The following is a 22,838-nucleotide window of genomic DNA, read 5'->3' as shown; positions in this document are numbered from 1 at the left end:
CTTTGTTTACAGGGCTGAACCCAAGGCGGCCACGTCCTTCAGGAGCTGGTCGAGATCGGCCGTCTGCGTCCGGTGATTGGTAAGGTTCACCCGAATCACGCTGACGCCGCGCAGGCGCGTGGTCGAGGGTGCGGCGAGGCCCTCCTCCTGCAACCGGATCACGATTTCCGCATTCAGCGCGTCCAGCGCCGGCCCGTCCAGGCCCGGCGTGAGATAGCGGAAACAGCAGATGTTGAGGGGAACCGGCGCCATGCGTTGAAACCGCGGATCGGCGTCCACCTTTGCAGCCAGATAGGCTGCCTGCTGGCAGTTTACGGCGATCGCATCCCCAAGTCGGCGGGTGCCGAATCCGGCGATCTGGGACCAGACCTTGAGCGCCCGGAAGCCCCGAGACAGTTCCGGGCCGTACTCCACTGGCCAGGGGTTGCCGGCTGCGAGGCCGCGCGCCTCGCCCTTGAGATAGTCCGGCCGATCAGAAAACGCGCGCCGGTGCAGCGACTCATCGCGCACCAGAACGCAGCCCGCATCGTAATTCACGTGCATCCACTTGTGAAAATCGAACGCCAGCGAGTCGGCGCGCGCGATCGCCGCGAAGCGCGGATGCAGTTCGGGCACCAGGGTCGCGAGCGCGCCGAACGCGCCGTCGACATGGAACCAGAGGCCCTGCGCTTCTGCGATGTCGGCTATTTCCGCCAGCGGATCCGTCGCGCCGGTATTGACTGTGCCGGCCGTGCCGATGATCGCGAAAGGCTGCAGGCCCGCCTCGATATCGGCCGCGATCGCGCTGCGTAGTGCTGCAGGATCCATCTCGAACCGGTCGTTGACCGGAATACGGCGCAGCGCATCGGCGCCGAGGCCAAGGATGTCGAAGGCGCGCGCATTGCAGGCATGGGCCTCGGCGGAGGCATAACCGACGAGGCGTGCCGCACCGAGCCCAGCCTTGCGGCTGGCGAAGGCAAGATGTGCGTCGCGGGCTACCTTGAGGGCGATGATCGTGGCCATTGACGTGCCGGACACGACGAGGCCGCTGGCGGTTTCAGGAAAGCCGAAGAGTTCGCGGCACCAGCGGATCACCTGCCGTTCGACATAGATCGCGCCATGGTCGCGTCCGCCGGCATTGGCATTGAGAGCGGAGGCCGTGATTTCCGCGAGAAGGTTCTGCGGTGTGCCGGAGCCGTGCACCCAGCCGAAGAAGCGCGGGTGCGTATTGCCGGCGCCGTAGGGCAGCAGCGCTTCGAGCTGGGCCGACAGGGCCGCTTCGCCGAGCCCGTCCTGCGGCAGCGGCTGGTCGAAGGCGGCTTTCATCGCGTCCGGAAACGGCGTCCAGACCCGGCCGTCTCGCGCGCGTTCCATCTTGCCAAGCGCCGCATCCAGCAGCGCATGCGCGTTCGCGCGGAACGCTGCCCAATCGTCGGGGTCAAGGCCGCGCGCGGCCTCCGGTTCGTCAGTCATGCCCAATGCCTTTCGCGCGCGTTACTGGCTTGCCCAGAGGATGCGCGCAATCCACGCGATCTCAGACGGCTTGAATTCGCGCGAGGAATAATCCGGATTCAGGGAGGCCAGCTCGATGAGGCGGGAGTTTCTGCGGGCGAGAACTTTCGCCATCACTTCGCCCTGCGCCGTCTTCGCCACGACCCGGTCGCCAGGTTTCACATCGGCGCCGGGGGCCACGATGATCCGATCCCCTGCCCGGTAGGCGGGCTCCATCGAGTCGCCACTGATCTGCAGGGCGTAGACGGTTTCCGTGCCGAGGCCGGGGAAGCGCACTTCGTTCCAGCCGGCACCGACCGGGAAGCCGGCATCGTCGAAATAGCCGTCGCGTCCGGCCTGCGCGAAGCCGATGAGCGGCGCCGAGCCGCCCCGGCGGCCTTCCACCAGCGCGGCGAAATCGTCAAAGCCGGCCCCCACCGCAGCCAGCACGCGGGCAAGGCTTTCCGTGGTCGGCCAGCGCGGGCGGCCGTCCGGCCCTTCCCGCTTCGAGGGATTGAAACTGGTGGGGTCAAGGCCCGCCCGCCGGGCCAGGCCGGATGCCGAAAGGCCATGATGCGCAGCCAGCAGGTCTAACCCGCGCCAGATATCCTTGTGGTGCATGCGGCGCTCCGCCGTGTTGTGGAAATATTCCTATGCTAGGAACTATCGCCTATCGTCAACGCTTCGGCGTCTTCCAGTCGGCGGGCGGCACCTCGCGGCGGCGCAGGCGCAGCGCGAGGCCGAGCGCGACCCCGACGCCGATGGCGACCGTCAGGTCCGCCACCACGGTCAGAACCAGCGTCAGCACCAGCAGCACACGGTCCTCTACGCGCATCGTCATGTACTCATGCCATTTCTGCGGCTCGCTCATGTTCCAGGCCGTCAGCATCAGCAGGCCGGCGAGCGCGGGCAAGGCCAGCTCGCCCGCAAGCGGCGCGGCCAGCATCATCACCAACAGGATCGTGACGGCATGGACGATCCCGGCAACCGGTGTCTTGCCGCCCGCCTTCACGTTTGTGGCCGTGCGAGCAATCGCGCCCGTTGCCGGCAAGCCGCCGAACAGGCTGGAGCCGATATTCGCGGCGCCCTGCGCAATCAGCTCCGCATTCGGACGATGCCGGCCTTCGATCATCCGGTCAGCCACCATGGCCGAGAGCAGCGATTCCACACCCGCGAGGAAGGCGATGACGAAGGCCGATGGCAGGAGCTCCTGCAGGCGCGCAAAGGTGATGCCCGGCATGCCCGGCATCGGCAGATGATCCGGCAGCGCGCCAAACCGGTCTGCGATCGACTCGACCGGCCAGGCCAACAGCACCGCCGCCGCAGACGTCAGACCTACCGCCACGATCAGGCCCGGCCATTTCGGGGCGAGACGGCGGAACAGGACAATCAGGCCGATGGTGGCTAGCCCTGTACCTAGGGCGAACAGGTTCAACGTATCGCGCGCCGCCCACAGCGCGGGCAGCTTGTGCAGGAAATCGGCCGGAAGGTTTGCGATCTGAAGTCCGAGCAGATCCTTCAGCTGGCTGGTCGCGATGATCACCGCGATGCCCATGGTGAAACCGTTGACCACGGCTTCGGGAATAAACTGGATCAGGTTACCGGCCCGGAAGAATCCCGCGACGAGCAGGATGGCGCCCGCCATCAGCGTAGCCAGCACGAGGCCGTCATAACCGTGATGCGCGATGACGCCGTAGACGACCACGATGAAGGCGCCGGTCGGCCCGCCGATCTGAACGCGGCTGCCGCCGAGCAGCGAGATCAGGAAGCCGGCAACAATGGCCGTGACGAGACCCTTGGCGGGGTCGGCGCCGGAGGCGATGGCGATCGCAAGGCTGAGCGGCAGCGCCACCATCGCGACCGTCACGCCCGCAAACACATCGGCCGCGAACAGCGGCCAAGTGTAGGTTTTCAGCGTAGTCAGCAGTTTGGGTTTCATCGGCGCTGGCGGGCGGGGGCATTGGGCCAGCGTCCGTACTTGATGTGTCCGTTAGCAAACCGCCAACAGAGGTGCAACCTGATCCGCCGCGCCGGCATATCGGCGCATACAGGTTCCGTGCCACCTTACCCGGTCCGGATAAGGCGGCTGGAACCTGTCAATTGTGCCGGTACCGGGCCTATTCGGCCTGGTAGTGGCAGTTGGACGAGTAGCCGCCGCTCGGCGTCACCGTTTCCTTGCTACCCTTGTTGCAGCCGGCAAGTTCATCCTTGAACATCTGGGCCTTTGCCGGATGCGGCGCACCTTCCGGCAGCGTGCCGTTGTCCTGGTAAATATAGCTGACCAACGCACCGTTCTCGTCGCGCTTGATCACATTGTGCCAGGTGCACTCTGCATCGAAGGTGTAGTTGCCGTCCGCATCGCGCACTAGACAGCCTGTGCCTTTGTCAGTCGTGGCTGCGGTCACCGGCTTGTCCGGCGCCGCCATGGCGATGCCCGATGCGGCGAGCGCCAAGGCGGCGAGCAAACCAATCTTGCCCGCGGAAGCTCCGCAGACGGAAAATCTCTTGGTCATGGTACTTCCTCCCTTGTTTCAACGGCGGGCGATTGTTTTCCCTGCCGCTGCTGGCAAGGAGGCACTGAAGCGCGCCCGCGTCCAGTTGCAACTTGTCCACCCAAAGTCGCCCAAGGCGCAGAATCGCCGGTAGCTGCTGGGCCCGCGCCGGTTCAAACAAAATGCAGCGGCGCCTACGAAACGGCGCCGCAGGGCTCACATCGGGTTTTCTTCCTGCCAATGGTCGATGCTGTCGAGGCAGGCCTGATCATAGGCCGGGCGGCCATCATATCCGGTGTCCCGGCTGCGGCAGGACGATTCCGCCGCAAGGTCCGCAATCACATTTTGAACGAACGAGGCGCAGCCGCCGAGCGACAGACAGCCGGCGAGAAGGCCGGCTCCAAGAATCTTTCGGGGAAGTTTCACAGGCGAGTCTCCATGTCCCCCAAGCTTGAGGATAACATGGCCCATGGCGCCGGAAAATCAGGCCTTAACAGGCCCGTCAGGCGCGCCAGACTGGCCCGCCGCCCGCGCTGCCATCGGGCAGAAGATTGCGGTGGGACACACCGTAGACGCGCGCTTCGCCAATCACGAAGGCCATGCAGCCTTCCGGGAACACGGCGCGGAACGCGGCGTCGAGCACATTGAGGCCGCCCGCGAAGGCGCCCATCGCCGGCATCACCAGCCGGGCACCATCGGACGCGAAACACCGCCGCCGCACGGAACGTCCACGTCCGGCGACCTTTGCGGCGGGATGCAGGTGGCCTGCCACCTCCCCTGTTTCGCCTTCCGGTTCGTGCCGGAATACCAGCGGCCCGCGCCGCAGCACCTTGGCCGCGCGCCCGCCCAGATGGGCCGGTGGATCGGGATCGTGGTTGCCTTCGACCCAGACCCAATCATGCGCGCCGGTCAGCGACCGGATACGTTCGGCATAGGCTAGCGGCAGGCGCGTTTCGGAGGCCCGGTCGTGAAAACTGTCGCCCAGCGAAATGACCGTCTCGGGCTCTAGCGCCGCGCAGAGCGCCTCGACACGCGTCAGCGTCGCGGCAGTGTCGTAGGGCGGCAGCATCTGCCCGGCTGCGGCATAGTTCGAGCCCTTTTCGAGGTGTAGGTCCGAGACGACCAGCAGGCGCTGCGCGCCCCACCAGAGCGCGCCTTCCGGCAAAGGCGTCAGCAGCTCACCGGCTAGGTGGAGCAGCGTCTGTTTCGGCTGGGTTGCGGCGGCGGTCATCCCCTCCAGAACTGGCCCGATGCGCGGGGCGGGTCAATCAGGTTTCGGCGGGGTCACGACATCGCGTCGCGCACGAGGTCTTCCTCCGCCTCGCGCAGCACCGCCTCGACCGCGGAGGCGCCGAAGACGGGCTCGCGGCCGACCTCCAGCATCACTGGAACAGCAAAGGGACTGATCCGGCTCAAGGGTTTGTGCACGATCCGGCCCTCGACGCGCACCAGCATGTCGGCCAGGCGGCGCACGTCGAGAAGCCCGGTCGCAGCGTCCTGGCGCGCGGCCTGCAGCAGGATGTGGTCCGGCTCGTGACTGCGCAACACGTCGTAGACGAGGTCGGTCGAGAACATCACTTGCCGCGAATTTTTCTCCGACCCCGGAAGGTTCCTGTGGATCAGGCCGGACAGGATGGCGCAATGGCCGAACGTGCGCTTCATCAGTGCGCTTTCGGCAAGCCACTCCTCAAGATCGTCGCCCAGCATGTCCGGGTGGAAGACCTGGTCCATATCGAGGCCGCGCATGTCCTCAAGGCCCCAGACCGCCATGGCATACTCGCTGGCCACGAAGCCCGAGGGTTTTGCGCCCATGCGTTCCAGCCGCCGCGTGACCAGCATGCCCAGCGTCTGGTGCGCCAGCCGCCCTTCGAAAGGATAGGACACTAAATAATGCCGGTCGCCGCGGGGAAAGGTTTCTACGAGAAGATGGTCAGGCGGCGGAATGGCCGACTTCAGCGCCTGGATTTCGAACCATTCGCGAACCGGGTCCGGCAAGCCGTGCCACTGGTCCGGGTCGTGGATCATCTTCCGTACACGGTCGGCAAGGAAGGTCGTCAACGGAAACTTGCCGCCATTGTAGGTCGGGATCGCGGGCGAATCGGACTGTGCCCGCATGACCAGCGCGTCGGTGCCGGTAATGCCGACAAGGCGCAGGATTTCGCCAGCAAACAGGAACGTATCGCCCGGCGTCAGCAGGCTGAGGAAATATTCCTCCATCTCACCCAGCTTGCGTCCGGCACGCAGGGCGCGTTGTTCGCCGCTTTCGGGCATCGCGGCCTTGGCCGCAAAGCTTGCCAGCCGCACCGACAACATCGGCGACTCGACAATGGCCCCGATATTCATCCGGTGAGCCTGCTTGTCGCGCGGCGTGCGCGCCACCCAGACGCCGTCGCTGCGCCGGACGATGCGGTGGAACCGGTCATAGGTTTTCAGGGCATATCCGCCGGTCGCCACGAAATCGACGATGCGTTCGTAGGTTTCCCAGTCGAGGTTCGTATAGGTCGCGGCGCGGCGGACTTCGTCGTAGAGCGCGTCCAGCCGGAACCCTTCGCCGCAGGCGCGGCCCATCACATGCTGCGCGAGGATGTCCAGCGCGCCGGTTCGCACCCCTTCCCCATCGATCTCTCCCGCCTCGACTGCCGCTTCGGCCGCGCGGCATTCGAGCACCTCGAATCGGTTCGTCGGTACAAGGAGGGCCCGGCTGGCTTCGTCCATCCGGTGGTTGGCCCGGCCGATCCGCTGGATCAGGCGCGCGGCCCCTTTCGGTGCGCCCATCTGGATGACAAGGTCCACCTCGCCCCAGTCAATGCCGAGATCGAGCGTCGAGGTGCAGACGACGGCCTTCAGCTGACCCGCTGCCATAGCTGCTTCCACGCGCTGACGCTGGTCGCGTGCGAGCGAGCCGTGGTGGAGCGCAATCGGCAGACCGTCCTCGTTTGCCGACCAGAGTTCCTGGAACAACAACTCCGCCTGGCTGCGCGTGTTCACGAAGACAAGCGACATCCTCGCCCGCTGGATCGCCTCGTACACTTCGGGCACGGCAAAGCGTCCCGAATGGCCAGACCAGGGGATCCGCTCGCGCGAGATGAGGATGTCGACCTCCGCTTTCACGCCGCCGGCCGCCGTCAGAACACGGGCATCTGGCGAAAGCCACCGCGCGAGTGCGCCCGGCTCGCGCACCGTGGCGGAGAGGCCCACAAACCGGCAGGCGGGCGCCCATTCAGCCAGCGTGGCCAGACCGAGCGAAAGCAGGTCGCCACGCTTCGACGGCGCCAATGCATGGATCTCGTCAATGATCACGCATTTAAGGTCTGCAAAGAAGGACGCCGCATGATCGGACGCAATCAGCAGGGCCAGCTGTTCAGGCGTAGTCAGCAGTATGTCCGGCGGCGTCTTGCGCTGGCGCTGGCGTACATGCGTTGGCGTGTCGCCGGTGCGCGTCTCGATCCGGATCGGCAGGCCGAGCTCGCTGACCGGCGTCATCACATTGCGTTGAACGTCCGCCGCCAGCGCCTTGAGCGGCGATATGTAGAGCGTATGCAGGGCCGGAACGCCGGAGTTCGTTGCGCCGCGTTCAGACAGTTCGACTAGACTGCCCAGAAATCCGGCCAAGGTCTTGCCGCCCCCCGTCGGCGCAATCAGCAGCGCACTCTCGCCCCGAAGCGTCGTTTCGGTGAGGGCCAGCTGGTGCGGACGGGGCGACCAGCCCCGCGCGCCGAACCACGCCTCGAAGGCGGGCGGCAGGCGGAAGGCAGGCGGCGAGGTGTCGGCCATGGGTTTCATTAAACTACAGCAAGACGCTGCGCCTGCCTCTTTCCTATCCTACACCGCGAATACAGGTGTATCCCAGCCCTCGATTATCCCGGATTTCCAGATGCGTACCCTGTTCCTCGCCAGCCTCCTCGCCCTGACCGCCGCGCTGCCGGCCTCGGCGGATGCCGTTCTGACCAAAGCCAAGGCCGTCTCGAAGGAGGGTCCGCTCTATGCGTTCGATGTGGACGTGGATGACGGCAAGAACCAGTTCCGGATGACGGTCGACCAGAGCCAGCCGAACGGCCAGCGCGTGGTGAAGTTCGCGCCCGAAGTGTCCACGCTCAAGGGTGACTCGGCCAAGAAGGCCGACATGCTGATCAAGAAAACGGCCGGCGACATCTGGTGCAGCAGCTTTGCCGAGAATATTCCGGCCGACGCCAAACGCGTCTCCGAAACGCCCGTGAGCGCGACCTACAGTTTCACGCCTCTGCCTGGCAAGGCCGATGCCCAATCGGCCAGCGCCTACAAGTTCCTCAAGGCCACGGCGACGATCGACAAGTCGACCGGCGCGATCCTCGCCTACGAGATGAAATCCCCGAAGGCGTTCAAACCGATGGCAGTGGCGAAGATCGACAAATTGTCGATGAAGGTCGCCTGCAAGCCCCTGCCGGACGGGCGAACCTATATCGAGTCGCTCGCGTTCGATCTCAAAGGATCGGCAATGATGCAGCCGCTGGACCAGAAAGAAGTCCGCCGGATTTCCAACCTGACACCGCTTCAGAAATCAGGCTTCGGTTCGCCCTGAACCTGCCGGCCGCGCTCAGGCGCGGTTCATATTCGTCAATTCAAAGCTTGAACTTCGCAGGCCTGTCATCCTAAACGGTGACGACAGACGGGGGACCTTGCCATGCTGACACGACCGAATTTCCGCGCGCTTGCCTTTGTGGCTGCCGTCGCCCTGGCCGCGTGCACCACGCAAACCCCCGGCAAAACGGAGCCGCTGACCCCGGAGGCCACTGCCGAAGCGATGTTCGCTGAGGCTCTGGCCCGCCCCGAGGCGCCCTCTTCTGCGTTTGATGCCGAAGGCTTGAAGGCACTCATCGGTGACGGTGTCGCCATCACATGGTCTGCCTCCGGCGCCGACACCGCGAGCGGCGCCTGGCGTCTGGCCGATGTGCGCGTCGATCTGACGGGCGAGAAACCTTATACAGTCCTGACGGCCGACGAAGTGCTGCTGTGGAACGCCGACATCGGCGCAATCGAAGACCGGATCGGCGGCCAACGGCTCGGCGAGACCCTGCGCGTGTTTGACCGGATCGAGATGTCGGGCGTCAAGTTCGACCTCGACGACTATATGAACACGGTTCAAGACATGACCGAGGCGGCCCTCCCCGACGACGCCACCGCGCCGGTCGTCTACTCCGATTCCGCGATGACCGTCGGCCGTATCGTGTTCGAAGGCCTGACCCTTCACCCCTGGACCTTTCAGCCGAACGAAGGCGGCGACAGCGTAATCGAAGCCATCCGGCTGATCTCAGCGATCGCCCGCAGCGTCTCGCTCGACAGTTCGGTCTTCATCGATTCGGCGATCAGCCAGAAGATGACAGAAGCGGGTCTCGAAGGCCATGTCGATCAGACCTACGCACGGCAGATCCTGAAAGGCTATGACCGAGGCAACATCGCCGCGATGATCACGACCGGCACGCACTTCACGGCCGCGATCCCCGTTCCGGATGAGGTGATCACGGAAGCTGACGAAGACCTGCCCACCACATACCGGACGATCGACATGTCCGGTTCCTACGGGTTTTCGTCCTGGTCCGGCTTCGAATTCGCCAACCTCCTGGCCTGGGGCGAAAAAGGCGAGCTTCCGCCGATCACCGAGCGCGACCTGATCAGTATCGGCACGTCCTCGATCACGGACATGAAGTTCGATTTCGGCGGTCAGCCGGTCTTCCGGGCCGCGAAGATGGACTTCGAGATGGACAAGTTCTCCTGGTTCCTCCCGGAGCGGATCGTCTTCTCGCATGAGGACGCCGCGTTCGACCTCGTCGGATTCCTCAAATTCGCGCAATCGGTTGAGCCCGATGCCACGCCGAAGGAAGGCGAGCCCTCGATTGCAGAAATCATCGGAGTCCTCGAACGCTCCGGCCTTGGCACATTGTCCGGCGACGGAACACTCTCGCTGACCTGGGACAGCGAAACCGGCGCGACCGCGCTGGAGAATTCGGGCGTCACCGACAATATCTTCGGCGGCTTGACCCGGCTCGACTTCGTGCTGCCCAGCTACACTGATCTGGTCCCGGCCTTCAAGGCAGACGGCTTGACGCCGGATGATGCCGCTTTCGAGGAACTGATCACCAGCAAGCTCGCCTTTGCCGGTGCCCGCTACTCGGTGACCGATCTCGGCGGCCTCAATGCTCTGGCCACGCTGATGATCGAAGTTGCCAAGCTGGAAGGCAATGACGAACCGATGATGGGCAACTTTGCGGAGTCGACCCCGGCCGACGTCCGCAGCTTCGCTTCGGGCCTGCTGTTATTGGGCGGCGGCGCCATGACTTCGGAAGTCCCGCAGGCGTCGAAGTGGATCGCAAGCCTCGCGAAATTCATCACCGATGGCGGCACGATCGAGTTCGTAGCCGCGCCCGCCAAGCCGCTGACGCTTGCCGATCTCACCGGCATGACACCGGACGCCGGCATGGAGGAATCTCCGAGCCCGGAAGAGATCGTCGAATTGCTCGGTGTGAAGATCACCCATACGCCGCCTGACGCGGAATAGACCTCGCGGCTGCCCGGTCGGAGGGTCAGCGCGCCTGTTCGGCGGCTGAGGCGGCTTCGGCTGCTGCGCGCTCGGCGTCGCGCATCGCATCCGCCGCCATCAGCGCTGTCGCCGCATCAGCGGTGAAGCGCTGGATGTCGAAACTCGCGCCGCCGATCACGTCGAAGCCCTGACGCACGATCACGGCATTCAGCGACGGCATGATGACGATAAACTGGCCGCGATTGCCAGCGGCGTAGAACGTATCTTCCGGAACGCCCTGCACGCGGTTCATCAGCCAGAATTGAGCGCCATAGCCCCGCCCGTCGGCAGGTTGGGCCGGCGCCGGCGTGCTGACGAACTGTACCCAGTCTTCCGGCAGCAGACGCTCACCGCCCCATACGCCGTCCTGCAGGTAGAGCTGGCCTATGCGGGCCAGGTCGCGCGCCGTCGCCCAGACCTGGCTGGACGAGATGAAGTCTCCGTTCCAGTCGATCTCCAGCGTCGTATGTTGCGCGCCGATCTTGTGCAGGAGCTCCTGGTAAGGGAAGCGCTGGAACGTGTTGTCATCCTTCAGTGCCTCGCGCAGCGCCCGCATCGCGATCAGCGTGTCATTGTTGGCATACTTGAACCGCGTGCCGGGGCGCGCTTCCAGCACATTGGACGCCGCCTGATCGACCACGCGGCCACCGCCAAAATACAGGCGATCCGTGCGGGAACCATTGTCGCCGCTGTCAAGGCCGCTGGCCATGTGCAGAAGGTTACGAATCGTGATGGCCCGGCGCGGATCGGCGCCGCTGTTCCAGGCGGAGATCACGGCCGGGTAGTCGATGTCGATCTTGCCCTTGCGGCGCGCCACGCCGATAATCGTCGCCGTCAGCGACTTGGCGGCAGACCAGGTACGCACCGGCGTTTCATGGTCGATGCCGCGATCATACCGCTCCGCCACCACCTGCCCGTCGCGCACCACCAGCACGGAGGCCGTGCGCGTACCGCTGCCATAGGTGATCTCGTCGAAGGCGGCGGAGACCGGCGGGTCGAGCCGTTCGGCTTCCTCAATCTTCAGCTCCAACTTCACATCCGAACCGATGGCGCTGCCCCGGTCTTGCGCCGCCGGCGTCGGCCAGGACGTGAAGCGCGGCAGGTAGCCGAGCGCTGCTTCGGCTGCCCCGGTCGGCAGCTGGGTGCAACCGAAGCCCGGACGGTAAGCGGCGATACGCGGCGGCATGTCGGGCGAATAGGTCACCGAAACAAGCTTGCGCGCCGTATCGATCTCCGCCGGCGGCAGGGCATCATAGTCGCGCTGGAAATCCGGATAGATGCCGGACAGTTCGTTGCGCTCGATCTCCTGCAGCGTCTGGCCCGCCACGAAAGTGCCCGAACAGATGAACGTCGCCTTCCAGCCTGCGGCCAGCGATTGTTCCAAGGCCTCGGTTGTTCCGCCCTCCTGGGCGGAGGCTATGAGGACGGGAAAGCTGAAGGCAAAGGCAGCGGCGGCCGCGCGAAGTGAACGCATCGTGACAGGTCTCCGGAGGTCTGACCGGAAGAATAGGCACGCGGCCTTCCGGGGCAAGCCTGCAGCGGCAGTTACATGACCTGTGCTTAACCTGCGTGCGCTTGACCGGGCGCCTTGCGGCGGCGTTAATGCAGCGACTTTCAGAAGGGAAGCCCACCATGAACCGCGCCCACCTGCTGGCCGTGACCGGTCTCGCCGTACTGCTCTCAGCCTGTGATCAGGTCCGCCTGCCCGGCGTCGATCCCGGGGCGCCGGAGAAGCCGGGCGAAGCAATTGAAGCCGATGCGACCGAAGCGGACGTTCCCACCACCGAACCAAGCGCTGCGCCCACCGCTGCCGAGCCCGCCGCCGAGAACGAAACGCCGACCGTCGACCGCGACGAGGCCGCGCCGGAGACCAACGCCGCCGAGGACCCGTCCGCCGAGACCGCCAGCGCGGCGCCGGCGCCAACCGACCTTGCGCTCTACAACGCAAGCCGCTGCGCCCTACCCGCCGACGCACCGCCGACGCTCACGGTAGCGGCTGTTGCAGGCGCAACCGAACTCGAAGAGCCGGTGGCCGGCCCCGAGGCCGTCAACGCGCTGGCCGCCACGCTCGCCGCTTTTCCCGGCATCGTGAAGCTGGAACCCCGCCGCACCGAAGAAAACGGCCTCGTCTCCAGCGGGCATTGCAGCGCCGTCCGGGTGCGCGCCAACTGGTTCCTCACCGCCGCGCATTGCGTGGACCAGCCCTATGATGAAATCCGCCTGATCGGTGACGCCGCCAGCCTGCGCAGCCCCGCGGCGCGGATCACAACGGCCGAAAGCACGATCTGCCATGGCGGTTATCAGGGCACGGACAATGCCTATGCCAACGACATCGCCCTCGTGCGCCTCAGCGCCGAACAGGCAGCGCCTTTCGTCAACGTGCCGGTCGCCCGCATCGGCGCGACCCAGCGGCCACTCGCCCCCGCCAACTATGCCACCGGCGAAATGGCGGGCTGGGGGCTCACCCATTTCGGCGGCCAGCTGTCGAGCGACCTCCTCGAAACGCCGCTCAAGATCACCGCCGTCGGCCCGGCGGCCATCACCGTCGCCAGCCAGGGCGGCGCAGGCCCGTGCATCGGCGATTCCGGCGGGCCACTCTATGTGACCGAAGCGGACGGCACAAAGACCGTGGTGGGCATTCTGTCCGTCGTCGAACAAAATCACGCAACCGGACAGTTCTGCGCCGGAGACTATAATGGCCGTTATACCAACCTTCAGGGCTATACCGGCTGGATCGACTCCGTGATCGCCCTGTGCGAAGCCGAGCCGGAGGCCTGCAAATAGGCCCAAGGACCCGCCCTGCATGACCCGCGCCCTGCCCTGGCTGATTCTTCTGCTTGGCATCCTGCAACCATTGTCCGGCGCACTCGCGCCTGTCTTCCAGATCGGCACGCCGATCGGCGCCTCAACCGCCGGCACTGACGCGCCGGAACAGCCTCTGCCAGCCTTCTTCTCCATCTGGGGCGTCATCTTCCTCGCCTATGCAGGCTTCGGCCTTGCCGGTCTCCTGCGGCCGTTCGAAGATTACGCCCGCATCGGTGTTCCCATGTTCTGGGCCGGTATCGGCAATATTGTCTGGATGCTGAGCGCCCAGCTGATCGATCTGCAGCCGCTGAACTTCGTGTTGCTCGCGCCGATCTTCGCCGGTGCCTGGATCGCCGCAGCCCGCCTTGATGCCCTGAGAGGCACACTCACTGGCCCGGTCTTCCATGTCGCCGACATCGCCTCAGGCCTGCTCGCCGGCTGGATCTCGGTCGCCACCGCCATCTCCGTGCCGCTCACGATCCGCACCTTCACCGCGCTCGGCCCGACCGACTATCCCTGGCCCATGTTCTGGTGCGCCGTCGCGGTGGCTGCGGCCGCCGCCTACGTCTTCGCCAGCCGGATCAGCCGCAGTCCCTGGTTCTTCGCCGCCCTCGGATGGGGCCTCACCGGCATCGTGCTCAACAACTGGCTGCGCACAGGAATGCACTGGATTGCCTTCATGGCGGCGGTCGCAGCTGCGACAATCCTGCTCCTGCGGGTGACGCGGGGCGCGAAGCGCTCTAAAACAGGGGCATGACCCCATTCCCGATCCCGTCACCGGAGCAGATGCTCCTGTCAATCGATACGTCCGTCTGGCCTGAATGGGCCGCGGCGGTCTGGCCCGGCACTGTCAAATGGGGCCTTGTCCTCGCCGCGATCGTGCTGATCCTTGCCGTGTCTTCGGTTGTGAAGCAGGCGGTCCTCTTCGTGGGTCGGCGCCTGACGAAGAACAAGGAAGATTTCGAGAACTCTTCCTGGGACCTCGCGGCTTCCGCCAGCCGGTTCCTGGCTGCGTTCATCCTTCTGCCCCTGCCGCTGGGCCTCGCCGGCTATGACTGGCGCGCCCTGATCGACAAATACGGCCCCGGCGTGTTCGGCGCGACGGCGGTGTTGGTGGTGGCGGTCGTCGCCGCCAACTCGATCGCAAGTTCGCTGCGCAAGTTCGGCGCCAAGGCCCACGCTCATTCCGGCGCGGACGACACGCTGATCGCCTTCTCAGCCTCGCTGGTGAAGTACATCATCTTCGCCATCGCCATCGTCTTCGCGCTCAGCCAGCTCGGCTTTCCCGCCGCCTCGCTGGCCGCCGTGCTCGGTGCTGCCGGCCTCGCCATCGGCCTCGCACTGCAGGACACGCTGAAATCGGTTGCTGCCGGTGTGATGCTCGCCATCTTTCGGCCGTTCCGCATCGGGGACTATGTCGGCGTCGCTGGCCTTGAAGGAACGATCACAAACATCACCCCTTTCACCACCTCGCTGCGCCAGATCGACAACAAGATCGTGTCGATCACCAATGACAAGGTTTGGGGCGATCCGCTGATCAACTTCACCGCAGAAACGCGCCGGCGCCTCGATATGTTCTTCGACATTTCGTACAATGACGATATCGATCAGGCGCTCACGGTGGTGCAGGATGTCGCCAACGACCATCCGCTGGTGCTGATGAAGGATACCACCTGGGTGGGCGTGCATGCGCTCGCCGAGTCCAGCGTGCAGCTGCGCCTGCGCGCCTGGGTGCCGACCTCGGATTTCGTCCAGGTCCGCGCCGATCTCAACAAGAATGTCAAACAGACCTTCGACAAGGTCGGTATCTCGATCCCCTACCCGCACCAGGTGCAGGTGGACGATCCGGGCAGCATGAAACGCCGCGCCGAGCAGCGCCAGAAGGAGCTGGGCCTCCTGAAGACTGCCGACCGGCCGAAATCCCACGACGTGTCCGACAATGTACCGGACACATCGGACGTCGACGGTCTGGACGACTGACATGTCCACGCCGCCGGAAGCGCTTGTCCCTGAACACGAACCGGCCCCGGCCGCGCCAGCTGACAACACGCCCGAGCTCAAGGTCGAGCCGAAATCCTTCTGGGTACGCACGTTCAGCCTGACCGTCGGCCAGGCCTTGCGGCTGCTGTTTTTCAGCACGATCGCCGGTTTCTTCGTGCTGGCTTTCGACTACAAGCCCGGCGGCGCCACGTTCGATGCGGGCGGCGCCTTCACGGCCATCGTCCACCGCGCGCTGACAGCCATCGGCTGGGCCCTGGAGAGCTTCTGGAAACCCGCCCTTGCGGGGCTCGTCGTTGTGCTGCCGGTCTGGGCGCTCTGGCGCCTGATCCGCTCGCCGTGCCGGAAATGACGGCCTAGCTCACTGGCTTCCAGATCTGTGTCTGGCAGATCGGGCCGATACAGCCCTTCACTTCCAGATCGCCATTGGACAGCCGCCTCAACCGCGAATCATAAGTCTTGCTCTCGACCGGATCGTGGATCTTGCCGCCGCGCCAGTCCTTCGCCTTGCGGTCAAATCCGCTGAGCAAGGGATAGCCCATGATCCGCTCGCCCTTCTCATTGGTGACCGTGTCGGGCGTCTTCCCGGACGGCAGGCCTTCGGCCCTGATCCAGACGACTTTCCCGCATGGCGAGCCATCGCCGCAGTCGGAAATCTTCACGTAGGAATCGCCCTTGGGCAGCAGGTAGGTGCCGAACACATCGAAGGAATCTGCGGCGGCCGGACCGGCCATCAGTGACGCGAGGGCAGCCGCGATCAGCAGTCGTTTCATGCGTGTCTCCGGCAAAAGTGGCAGTATAGTCCATCAAGATATTGCGCAGACGAGGGAGAGACAAATGGATACTTCGAAACTGATGTTCAAAGATGGCCTGATGAAGGGGGAGCGCATCCTGGTCACTGGCGGCGGCACCGGCCTCGGCAAGGAAATGGCCGAAGGCTTCCTGGCGCTGGGCGCCGAAGTACACATCTGCGGCCGGCGCGGCGGCGTCTGCGAAGAGACCGCCAAAGAACTGATGGACAAGCATGGCGGCAAGGTCGTGCCCCACGCCTGCGACATCCGCGTGGCCGAAGCCATTCATGACATGAACGACGAGATCTGGGCGAAGCAAGGTCCCCTGACGGGCCTGATCAACAATGCCGCCGGCAATTTCATCAGCCGAACCGAAGACCTCTCGATCCGGGGCTTCGATGCCATCTCGAACATCGTCTTCCGCGGCACGTTCTACATGACGCAGGACATCGGCAAACGCTGGATCGCCGGCAAGACGCGCGGCAGCGTCTGTTCCATTCTCACCACCTGGGTGTGGAATGGCGGGCCCTTCGTCGTACCGTCTGCCATGTCGAAGGCCGCGGTCAATACGATGACCCAATCACTGGCCGTCGAGTGGGGCCGCTACAACCTGCGTTTCAATGCCATCGCGCCGGGCCCCTTCCCGACCGAGGGCATGTCCAAACGCCTGTCGCCGGACGCCGAGGGCGCCGAGCGGATGGAACGCGGCGTCGCCAATCCGATGGGCAGGGTCGGCGAGATGCATGAGCTGGTGAACCTGGCCGTACTGCTGATGGCGCCCGGCGCCGAGTATATCAACGGCCAGACCATCGCCATCGACGGGGCGATGTACAACGCCTCCGGCGGCAACTTCTCCATGCTGACCGGCTGGGGCGACGAACAATGGGCCGCAGCGCGCGCCGCCATCGAGGCCACAAACGCACAGGACAAGGCGAAGCGGACCGTATAAGCAAGGTACCGCCGGGTTCCGACGCACGAGGCCCGGCGGCACACTTTACGGGGGTATGGAATGCAGCAACCGAACCGGGACGTCTTTCCCAGCCCGGCCATGCTGGAGCGCTTTCCCAACATCACCCCCCTCCTGAAGAACGAGGCGATCGAAACGGCCTTCATGCGCCATGAAGTGCTGTCGGTCGCCGGCAAGAAGATTTTCCACCGGCTGGGCCTCGTCTCGATGGTCCTGATCGGCAGCAGTGCCATTTACACCATTGCAGAGGCCCTGCTGTTCAAGGGCGCCTCCAACCCGTTTGTCAGCATCGCGGCGGCCGTGTCTGCCGCGATTGGCATCGTGGCCCAGATCTTCTCCCTTGTGGCGCAGCTCAAGAGCAAATGGCTGGTCAACCGCTTTGCCTGCGAACGGCTGCGGTCGATCAAGTTCCAGGCCTACGCACTGGCCGCCACGGCCCGCGATGAAGACGAACTCGCCGCCCGTGCCAAGCGGTTGACCTCCGAGGAGCTCGCCAAGCTCGAGAGCGAGTTGAACATGGGCATCTCGATCTTCGAAGCCTTCGTGCCCGAGAAATGCGTGCACGTGCCGGCGCCCGGCCCCGGCCCGGCCAACCCGGACATCGTGGCCGAGGCGACGACAGCTTTCCGCGAACTGCGGTTGCTGTACCAGGACCGTTTCGCCGCGGCGGAACTCCACCGCCTGCGCGAGAATCGCCGCGCCTTCCACTCGGCCGCCGATATTCTCTACTTCTCCGGCGCCTGTCTGGTGCTGTTGTCGCTGCTCGGCAAGATCGTGCCCGGCATGCCGGTGACGCTGAACGCCTGGGTCGACTTCCTCGCCATCTCGGCCTTCGTTTTGTCGATCTCGAAGACCGTGCTCGACAGCGCTTCGCTGACCGAGCCCTCGGCCGCCCGTTTCGTGCGCTACCGGGAAGACATTGCCGAAGTAGAACGCCGCATCGAACGCGGGGCGAGCCTGGACGTGGTCGTGCCGCAGATGGAGCGCATCGCGTTGGGCGAGCTTGAGGAATTCTGCGACGCGTCGAAGTCGATCAATTACCGGCTCTGATCACATCACGATCGCAACCTTGCCGACGATTTCGCGGTCGCGCATCATTTCAAAGGCGCGGCGCCAGTCGCTGAGCAGCACTTCAGCATGGATGCGCGGATGCACCTTGCCCTCCTCGGCCCATTTCCAGATCGTTTCCATGTTCTCGCGGCCCCGCTCCGGGAACTGGCGGCCATATTCCCCGGCGCGCACCCCGACCACCGAGAAGCCCTTGATCAGGGGCATGTTGACGTTCACGGACGGAATACGTCCGGAGGTGAAGCCGATGACCAGCAGACGGCCGTCGAAGGCAATGCAGCGCACGCTCTCGTCGAACACATCGCCGCCGACCGGATCGAAGATCACGTCCGCCCCGCGCCCGCCGGTCAGGTCCTTCACGGCCTCGCGGAAGCCGGAATCCGGCAGCACGTGATCGGCCCCGTAGGCTTTCAGGATTTCACGCTTCAACGCAGAGGCCGATGTGGCGATGACTTTCGCGCCCAGGAGACGGCCCACATCGACCGCCGCAAGACCCACACCGCCGCTGGCGCCGTGCACCAGCAGCGTCTCACCTTTCTGCAGATTGCCCCGCCGCACCAGCGAGACATAAGCGGTGAGATAAGCGGCGCTGTAGGACGCAGCCGCCGCAAAGCTGATCGCAGCCGGCTTCCGGCGTACCGTTGCCGCAGGCACTACCGCATATTCGGTGAACGCACCGATCCGGTTCCCGCCGGATACTTCATCGCCCGGCGCAAAGCCGGTCACGCCTTCACCCACAGCATCGATGACGCCCGCGAATTCCATGCCCATCACGAAGGGCAGGTCCGGCTTCAGCTGGTACTTGCCCTCCGTCATCAGGAGGTCGGGAAAGTTCAGGCTGGCGGCCTTGATCCGGATACGCACTTCATGCGGGCCGGGCTCGGGAACCGGACGGTCCTCAAGGCCAACGCCCGCATAGTCCGGCAGCAGCGCGCTACAGACCAGCGCCTTCATACCGGCACGCGCGCCGCCTTGGCGAACACATCGTGCACCATCTCGGCAATCTCGCGGCAAGCCGCCCGCGAGCCGGGTGAGATGAAGGTAAAGGCCGTGAAGGCATGGGCGAGGCTGTCATAGCGCTTGTGCACCACGGGCACGCCGGCGGCATTCAGGCGCGCAGCATACTCGTCGCCCTCATCCGACAGCGGATCGTGCCCGGCGGTGATAACAACGGCAGGCGGCAGGCCGGAGAGGTCGCGCTCCTGCCCCGGCGAGACGCGCAGGTCTGTCAGGTCGAAGCCGGGCGGCAGATATTGCGCCATGAACCAGTCCATCGTGTCCTGGCTCAGCGAGAACGTGTTCGCGAACGCCTTCTTGGAGCGGTAGTCCTTCGAAATATCGATCGCCGGATAGATCAGCAATTGCAGCGCCGGCAGCGGACCGCCTTCGCGCTTCATCAGCTGGCTGATGATGGCGGAGAAATTGCCGCCCATGCTGTCGCCGCCCACGGCCGCCTTGCCGGCCGGCGCACCGAAGCGCGGCGCGTTCGCCACGCCCCACTTGTAAGCCGCGATGCAATCATTCAGCCCGGCCGGGAAGATGTGCTGCGGCGCAAGACGGTAGTCGACCGACAGGACCGGCGCCTGCGACCCGAGCGCCAGCATCGCGCACCAGGCGTGGCAGGTATCGAGATCGCCGATCACCCCGCCGCCCATGTGGAAATAGACGATCAGCGGATGGCGCGGGTCCTGCGATGAGGGACGATAGAGGCGCGCGGGGATGGTGTTGCCGTCCGGGCCGGGGATGGCCACGTCCGAGACACCAGCGCCTTCGCTGGCCACGTCCGCCAGCAGCGCCAGCTGCGCCTTCACGGCTTCCTGCACGGTCTCTGCCGGCAGCGAGGACAGCGGCGGCGCCGCACGGCCATTCCAAGCCATCATCTGCAGCTGGGGCTCCAGCGTCCGGCCTTCGATGGTGACCGGCTCACCGCCGGACAGTTTGACGATCAGGTTCCCGGGCAGGCTGGCAAATGTCTTCGCAAGCAGGCGTTGCAGGCTCATATCGGTAGAATCCTTTGGGGTTTGATCACAATGATGAGGCGCTTCGACCGCGCCGCCAAGAGGTGCCGCGAGGGGCACATTGGGAGCGGCGGGCGCCCGCTAGAGGGCCACCATGGCCCGCGACCCCGCCAGCACGAGGCTGGAGGCAAACCGCGTTGCCCCTTCCACATCGACCGGCCGGCGCTGCAGCATGTAATCGCCCATCTCGCGGGCGATGCCGATAGCCGCTGCGGTCAGGTATTCAAGGTCCAGCCCCGCTGCTGCGCCGCCCGACAGGGCGACTTCCAGATCCGCCCGGATCTCTTCGGCCACGGCCAGCATTTCCGGCGTGTCGACTCGAACGCCCATCAGCGCCAGGTGCGGCGCACCTGCCTTGATGGCCTCTTCGTTCTCTTCCGCGATGAAGCTGAAATAGGCCCGGAACGCATTCTCGATATAGTCTTCAAGCGAAGACGTGCGGGCCCGAACTTCGGACAGGTGCGTCCGGAATCGCTGCGTCGAGTCCTCGGCGATGGCCTGGAAGACTTCCTCCTTCGACTTGAAGTAATTGTAGAACGTGCCCGAGGCGAGATCGGTCTCGCGGATGATGTCGCGCACGGTGGTCGCTTCGTAGCCGATCAGCGCGAACACCCGCCGCGCTGCCGTCAGGATCGCGCGCCGGTTGGCGGCTTTGGTGTTCGCCCGTTTGCCGCCGGTGCGCGTGTCCGTCCCGATATCTGCCATGCTTTGTGCCCTGAACTCACTCAGGAATCACCTTGCACCCCGCGTCATGAAGCGTCAACTTTGTTCCCTTCATGGGATATCTTCGGGGTTCCGGCCGGGCCGAGCCTTATAGGGCGGGAACGACCAGCCGAATTTCAGCGCCCCGCCCCGGATGGCGAAGGCCACAATCGCGGCGGGCACTGCGGCCCACATCATCGGCAAGCCTGCGAGGTCAAGCCCGACATAGGCGCCAGCCCCGACGAGGGCGCAGGTGATATAGATCTCCTGGCGCAGCAGCACCGACGGCTCGCCCGCCAGCTGGTCGCGCAGCACGCCGCCGAAGGTGGCTGTCAACACGCCCATCACGATGGCCACCAACGGCGCGCCGGTCACGTCCAGCGCCTTCCAGGCCCCGAACACGCAATAAGCGGCAAGCCCCACCGCATCGAGCCAGAGCAACAGTTTGTAACGCGACTCGAACAGGTGAGCCGTCAGGAACACGACCACCGCCGTCACGGCGCAGACGACCAGATAGACGGGGTTTGCGACCCAGAAGACCGGAACGCCAAGGATCAGGTCGCGCACGGTGCCGCCGCCCACCGCAGTCATGCCGGCGAAGAACAGGAAGCCGATGATGTCGAGCTGCTTGCGCGACGCCGCCAGCGCCCCAGTCGCAGCAAACAGTGCGATTCCGGCATAATCAAGGATCAGGATGGGGGTCATGTCGGGATACTGACCGTTGGGAGCCCCGCGTCCCGCTTGCGGCGGCGGCGAAGGGTCATGAGGATGCCAAAGACCACGCGGATGAGGATCAGCAGCAGCACGCCGAGCAGCGGCTGGCCAAGTCCGAAGGCGATCCCTGCCCCGAGGATGATGGCGATGTGCAGCGTGACGATGCGGCCATAGGGCGAGGCCATCTCCTGGTCGAGACTGGCGGTCCGGTATTCGCCGCGCCCGATGAACTCGACAACATAGTAGAGAAGACTGACGGCGAAGACGGCGCCGACGAACCAGACCATCTGCGGCGCGGTGCCGAGAGCCCAGCGCAGCAGACCCTCCGGGGACGGAAAATCATCCTGGCCCGCGAAGACCGCCAGGAACACGCCGTGACCGTAGCAGAAGCCGCCATAGTGGACCGTGAAGAACGGCGCCATGAACACGGCGCCCAGAAGGTTGCCGACATTGGCGAAAGCCGTGCCGATCATCCGCGCCACAGTGAACACGCCGATCACGAGGTTTTCGAGCCAGTAGAGCGCCACCAGCGGTGTCGCGCTCCAGCCGAAAGCGATCACCGCGAAGATGGGCAGCAGGTCGACGGCGAGACTGGCCAAGGACAGAGGATCGCGGTAGGCCCGGACGATCTCGGCGGGATCGATGAACCGCCCTTTCATTCGGTGAGCTGGCCTGTAACCTTCGGAACCTTGGCCCGGACTTCGGAATAGACAACATTGCGGCCCGGCGACCAGACATCCTTGGCGAGATATTCCGACACCATCGCCATGCGTCCGTCCGGCTGGATGCGGCCGGTGGAGCGTACACGGGTGATCGTTTCATGGCCGGTCACCGCCTCTTCGGCGGTCCAGCTGCCATCTTCGCCGAGCACGAAAGTGCCGGTCGTGTGGAAGCCGGCGCTGGTGACATAGACATAGTCGAGGCTACCGGTCTGAGCGTTCTCATAGACATAAGTGACGCCGCCATAGGAACCGTCTTCCAGCGCATGCCGGTTGACCAGCACACGCCCGCCGAGGTCCCAGCTCCAGGCGGAGATGTCGGCCGGGCCGGCCTTGCCCTCGCCGGCCGCTTCGCTGCGCCAGGTCCGGCCGGCAAGGCCGGCGAGCGCGCCGAACGTGCCGGTCTGCGCGGTGGTGGGCGCCGCTGCGGGCGCCAAGGATGGGAAGCAGGCGCAGCCCGTCAGCAGCGCGGCAGCAAGCAGGGCCAGTCCCATGCGGCGTGCAGCCGCGATCAATGCGTGGCGGGGCATGTCATTTTCCT

Annotated in this window: 23 protein-coding genes; 8 read left to right on the top strand and 15 right to left on the bottom strand. The window is 65.1% G+C overall.

What is annotated here, in order from left to right; genetic code table 11:
* Positions 1 to 6 precede the first annotated feature (6 nt).
* The 7 genes from GC148_RS00835 to GC148_RS00805 form a co-directional block, all read right to left on the bottom strand.
* Positions 7 to 1,452 (bottom strand): pyridoxal-dependent decarboxylase, encoded by a 1,446-nt coding sequence (locus GC148_RS00835; protein WP_291068127.1) that lies wholly within the window; start codon positions 1,450 to 1,452, stop codon positions 7 to 9.
* A gap of 21 nt (positions 1,453 to 1,473) precedes the next feature.
* Entirely contained in the window at positions 1,474 to 2,091 is a 618-nt protein-coding gene (locus GC148_RS00830; RefSeq protein ID WP_291068126.1) for a helix-turn-helix transcriptional regulator, read from the bottom strand.
* Between the two features lie 55 nt (positions 2,092 to 2,146).
* Positions 2,147 to 3,409 carry a SulP family inorganic anion transporter gene (locus tag GC148_RS00825; RefSeq protein ID WP_291068125.1) on the bottom strand — a complete coding sequence of 421 codons (1,263 nt, stop codon included), beginning with the start codon at positions 3,407 to 3,409 and terminating at the stop codon, positions 2,147 to 2,149.
* 178 nt (positions 3,410 to 3,587) lie between these two features.
* The gene (locus GC148_RS00820; protein ID WP_291068124.1) at positions 3,588 to 3,983 is read right to left on the bottom strand and encodes a hypothetical protein; all 396 of its coding nucleotides are present in this window, start codon (positions 3,981 to 3,983) and stop codon (positions 3,588 to 3,590) included.
* Between the two features lie 195 nt (positions 3,984 to 4,178).
* Positions 4,179 to 4,388, bottom strand: coding sequence for a hypothetical protein (locus GC148_RS00815; RefSeq protein WP_291068123.1), 210 nt, complete (start codon positions 4,386 to 4,388; stop codon positions 4,179 to 4,181).
* A gap of 76 nt (positions 4,389 to 4,464) precedes the next feature.
* On the bottom strand, positions 4,465 to 5,193 hold the full coding sequence (gene pdeM / locus GC148_RS00810) for a ligase-associated DNA damage response endonuclease PdeM (RefSeq protein ID WP_291068122.1): 729 nt from the start codon (positions 5,191 to 5,193) through the stop codon (positions 4,465 to 4,467).
* A gap of 53 nt (positions 5,194 to 5,246) precedes the next feature.
* Positions 5,247 to 7,745, bottom strand: a complete 2,499-nt coding sequence (locus GC148_RS00805) for a ligase-associated DNA damage response DEXH box helicase (RefSeq protein WP_366062857.1) — start codon at positions 7,743 to 7,745, stop codon at positions 5,247 to 5,249.
* A gap of 91 nt (positions 7,746 to 7,836) precedes the next feature.
* Here GC148_RS00805 and GC148_RS00800 point away from each other — a divergent pair, with 91 nt between their 5' ends.
* Together GC148_RS00800 and GC148_RS00795 are read left to right on the top strand one after the other, a co-directional pair.
* Positions 7,837 to 8,520, top strand: a complete 684-nt coding sequence (locus tag GC148_RS00800; RefSeq protein ID WP_291068120.1) for a hypothetical protein — start codon at positions 7,837 to 7,839, stop codon at positions 8,518 to 8,520.
* 102 nt (positions 8,521 to 8,622) lie between these two features.
* Positions 8,623 to 10,494, top strand: coding sequence for a hypothetical protein (locus GC148_RS00795; RefSeq protein WP_291068119.1), 1,872 nt, complete (start codon positions 8,623 to 8,625; stop codon positions 10,492 to 10,494).
* A gap of 25 nt (positions 10,495 to 10,519) precedes the next feature.
* Here the strand turns inward: GC148_RS00795 and GC148_RS00790 are convergent, their stop codons facing one another.
* A complete protein-coding gene (locus tag GC148_RS00790) occupies positions 10,520 to 11,989 on the bottom strand; it encodes a serine hydrolase (protein WP_291068118.1) in 1,470 nt (489 codons plus the stop codon).
* Positions 11,990 to 12,147: 158 nt separating this feature from the next.
* Between GC148_RS00790 and GC148_RS00785 the strand changes: the two genes are divergently transcribed.
* From GC148_RS00785 to GC148_RS00770, 4 genes are read left to right on the top strand one after another with little or no spacing between them, the layout of a single operon-like run.
* The gene (locus tag GC148_RS00785) at positions 12,148 to 13,299 is read left to right on the top strand and encodes a trypsin-like serine protease (RefSeq protein WP_291068117.1); all 1,152 of its coding nucleotides are present in this window, start codon (positions 12,148 to 12,150) and stop codon (positions 13,297 to 13,299) included.
* Positions 13,300 to 13,318: 19 nt separating this feature from the next.
* A complete protein-coding gene (locus tag GC148_RS00780) occupies positions 13,319 to 14,077 on the top strand; it encodes a hypothetical protein (RefSeq protein WP_291068116.1) in 759 nt (252 codons plus the stop codon).
* Positions 14,074 to 15,300, top strand: a complete 1,227-nt coding sequence (locus GC148_RS00775; RefSeq protein WP_291068115.1) for a mechanosensitive ion channel family protein — start codon at positions 14,074 to 14,076, stop codon at positions 15,298 to 15,300. Before GC148_RS00780 ends, GC148_RS00775 begins: the two co-directional genes overlap by 4 nt.
* A gap of 1 nt (position 15,301) precedes the next feature.
* Entirely contained in the window at positions 15,302 to 15,670 is a 369-nt protein-coding gene (locus GC148_RS00770; protein ID WP_291068114.1) for a hypothetical protein, read from the top strand.
* Between the two features lie 4 nt (positions 15,671 to 15,674).
* Here GC148_RS00770 and GC148_RS00765 read toward each other — a convergent pair whose 3' ends face one another.
* Positions 15,675 to 16,091, bottom strand: a complete 417-nt coding sequence (locus GC148_RS00765; protein WP_291068113.1) for a DUF2147 domain-containing protein — start codon at positions 16,089 to 16,091, stop codon at positions 15,675 to 15,677.
* Positions 16,092 to 16,155: 64 nt separating this feature from the next.
* Between GC148_RS00765 and GC148_RS00760 the strand changes: the two genes are divergently transcribed.
* Both GC148_RS00760 and GC148_RS00755 read left to right on the top strand, forming a co-directional pair.
* The gene (locus tag GC148_RS00760; protein ID WP_291068112.1) at positions 16,156 to 17,058 is read left to right on the top strand and encodes an SDR family oxidoreductase; all 903 of its coding nucleotides are present in this window, start codon (positions 16,156 to 16,158) and stop codon (positions 17,056 to 17,058) included.
* 60 nt (positions 17,059 to 17,118) lie between these two features.
* Positions 17,119 to 18,126, top strand: coding sequence for a hypothetical protein (locus GC148_RS00755; RefSeq protein WP_291068111.1), 1,008 nt, complete (start codon positions 17,119 to 17,121; stop codon positions 18,124 to 18,126).
* Here GC148_RS00755 and GC148_RS00750 read toward each other — a convergent pair whose 3' ends face one another.
* The 6 genes from GC148_RS00750 to GC148_RS00725 form a co-directional block, all read right to left on the bottom strand.
* Positions 18,127 to 19,098 carry an NADPH:quinone oxidoreductase family protein gene (locus GC148_RS00750; protein WP_291068110.1) on the bottom strand — a complete coding sequence of 324 codons (972 nt, stop codon included), beginning with the start codon at positions 19,096 to 19,098 and terminating at the stop codon, positions 18,127 to 18,129.
* Positions 19,095 to 20,144: an alpha/beta hydrolase fold domain-containing protein gene (locus tag GC148_RS00745; RefSeq protein WP_291068109.1), complete on the bottom strand. Its 1,050-nt coding sequence runs from the start codon at positions 20,142 to 20,144 to the stop codon at positions 19,095 to 19,097. Before GC148_RS00745 ends, GC148_RS00750 begins: the two co-directional genes overlap by 4 nt.
* Before the next feature lie 99 nt (positions 20,145 to 20,243).
* Entirely contained in the window at positions 20,244 to 20,867 is a 624-nt protein-coding gene (locus tag GC148_RS00740) for a TetR/AcrR family transcriptional regulator (protein WP_291068108.1), read from the bottom strand.
* Between the two features lie 69 nt (positions 20,868 to 20,936).
* A complete protein-coding gene (locus GC148_RS00735; protein ID WP_291068107.1) occupies positions 20,937 to 21,569 on the bottom strand; it encodes a trimeric intracellular cation channel family protein in 633 nt (210 codons plus the stop codon).
* Positions 21,566 to 22,237 carry a DUF6498-containing protein gene (locus GC148_RS00730; protein ID WP_291068106.1) on the bottom strand — a complete coding sequence of 224 codons (672 nt, stop codon included), beginning with the start codon at positions 22,235 to 22,237 and terminating at the stop codon, positions 21,566 to 21,568. Before GC148_RS00730 ends, GC148_RS00735 begins: the two co-directional genes overlap by 4 nt.
* Positions 22,234 to 22,827 (bottom strand): hypothetical protein, encoded by a 594-nt coding sequence (locus GC148_RS00725; RefSeq protein ID WP_291068105.1) that lies wholly within the window; start codon positions 22,825 to 22,827, stop codon positions 22,234 to 22,236. Before GC148_RS00725 ends, GC148_RS00730 begins: the two co-directional genes overlap by 4 nt.
* Positions 22,828 to 22,838: the final 11 nt, after the last annotated feature.

Origin of the sequence: Hyphomonas sp. (assembly GCF_016125515.1) — a bacterium.
In the GTDB taxonomy this organism is placed as follows: Bacteria; Pseudomonadota; Alphaproteobacteria; order Caulobacterales; family Hyphomonadaceae; genus Hyphomonas.
The sequence above is the reverse complement of the archived record's forward strand: the minus strand, read 5'-3'. Positions and strand labels throughout refer to the sequence as shown.

Coding starts and splice junctions, on each gene's coding strand:
- GC148_RS00725 (WP_291068105.1), bottom strand. CDS start 22,827: ATGCCCCGCCACGCATTGATCGCGGCTGCACGCCGCATGGGACTGGCC.
- pdeM (WP_291068122.1), bottom strand. CDS start 5,193: ATGACCGCCGCCGCAACCCAGCCGAAACAGACGCTGCTCCACCTAGCC.
- GC148_RS00820 (WP_291068124.1), bottom strand. CDS start 3,983: ATGACCAAGAGATTTTCCGTCTGCGGAGCTTCCGCGGGCAAGATTGGT.
- GC148_RS00800 (WP_291068120.1), top strand. CDS start 7,837: ATGCGTACCCTGTTCCTCGCCAGCCTCCTCGCCCTGACCGCCGCGCTG.
- GC148_RS00755 (WP_291068111.1), top strand. CDS start 17,119: ATGCAGCAACCGAACCGGGACGTCTTTCCCAGCCCGGCCATGCTGGAG.
- GC148_RS00830 (WP_291068126.1), bottom strand. CDS start 2,091: ATGCACCACAAGGATATCTGGCGCGGGTTAGACCTGCTGGCTGCGCAT.
- GC148_RS00750 (WP_291068110.1), bottom strand. CDS start 19,098: ATGAAGGCGCTGGTCTGTAGCGCGCTGCTGCCGGACTATGCGGGCGTT.
- GC148_RS00805 (WP_366062857.1), bottom strand. CDS start 7,745: ATGAAACCCATGGCCGACACCTCGCCGCCTGCCTTCCGCCTGCCGCCC.
- GC148_RS00740 (WP_291068108.1), bottom strand. CDS start 20,867: ATGGCAGATATCGGGACGGACACGCGCACCGGCGGCAAACGGGCGAAC.
- GC148_RS00835 (WP_291068127.1), bottom strand. CDS start 1,452: ATGACTGACGAACCGGAGGCCGCGCGCGGCCTTGACCCCGACGATTGG.
- GC148_RS00730 (WP_291068106.1), bottom strand. CDS start 22,237: ATGAAAGGGCGGTTCATCGATCCCGCCGAGATCGTCCGGGCCTACCGC.
- GC148_RS00785 (WP_291068117.1), top strand. CDS start 12,148: ATGAACCGCGCCCACCTGCTGGCCGTGACCGGTCTCGCCGTACTGCTC.
- GC148_RS00765 (WP_291068113.1), bottom strand. CDS start 16,091: ATGAAACGACTGCTGATCGCGGCTGCCCTCGCGTCACTGATGGCCGGT.
- GC148_RS00775 (WP_291068115.1), top strand. CDS start 14,074: ATGACCCCATTCCCGATCCCGTCACCGGAGCAGATGCTCCTGTCAATC.
- GC148_RS00780 (WP_291068116.1), top strand. CDS start 13,319: ATGACCCGCGCCCTGCCCTGGCTGATTCTTCTGCTTGGCATCCTGCAA.
- GC148_RS00770 (WP_291068114.1), top strand. CDS start 15,302: ATGTCCACGCCGCCGGAAGCGCTTGTCCCTGAACACGAACCGGCCCCG.
- GC148_RS00795 (WP_291068119.1), top strand. CDS start 8,623: ATGCTGACACGACCGAATTTCCGCGCGCTTGCCTTTGTGGCTGCCGTC.
- GC148_RS00735 (WP_291068107.1), bottom strand. CDS start 21,569: ATGACCCCCATCCTGATCCTTGATTATGCCGGAATCGCACTGTTTGCT.
- GC148_RS00825 (WP_291068125.1), bottom strand. CDS start 3,409: ATGAAACCCAAACTGCTGACTACGCTGAAAACCTACACTTGGCCGCTG.
- GC148_RS00760 (WP_291068112.1), top strand. CDS start 16,156: ATGGATACTTCGAAACTGATGTTCAAAGATGGCCTGATGAAGGGGGAG.
- GC148_RS00790 (WP_291068118.1), bottom strand. CDS start 11,989: ATGCGTTCACTTCGCGCGGCCGCCGCTGCCTTTGCCTTCAGCTTTCCC.
- GC148_RS00745 (WP_291068109.1), bottom strand. CDS start 20,144: ATGAGCCTGCAACGCCTGCTTGCGAAGACATTTGCCAGCCTGCCCGGG.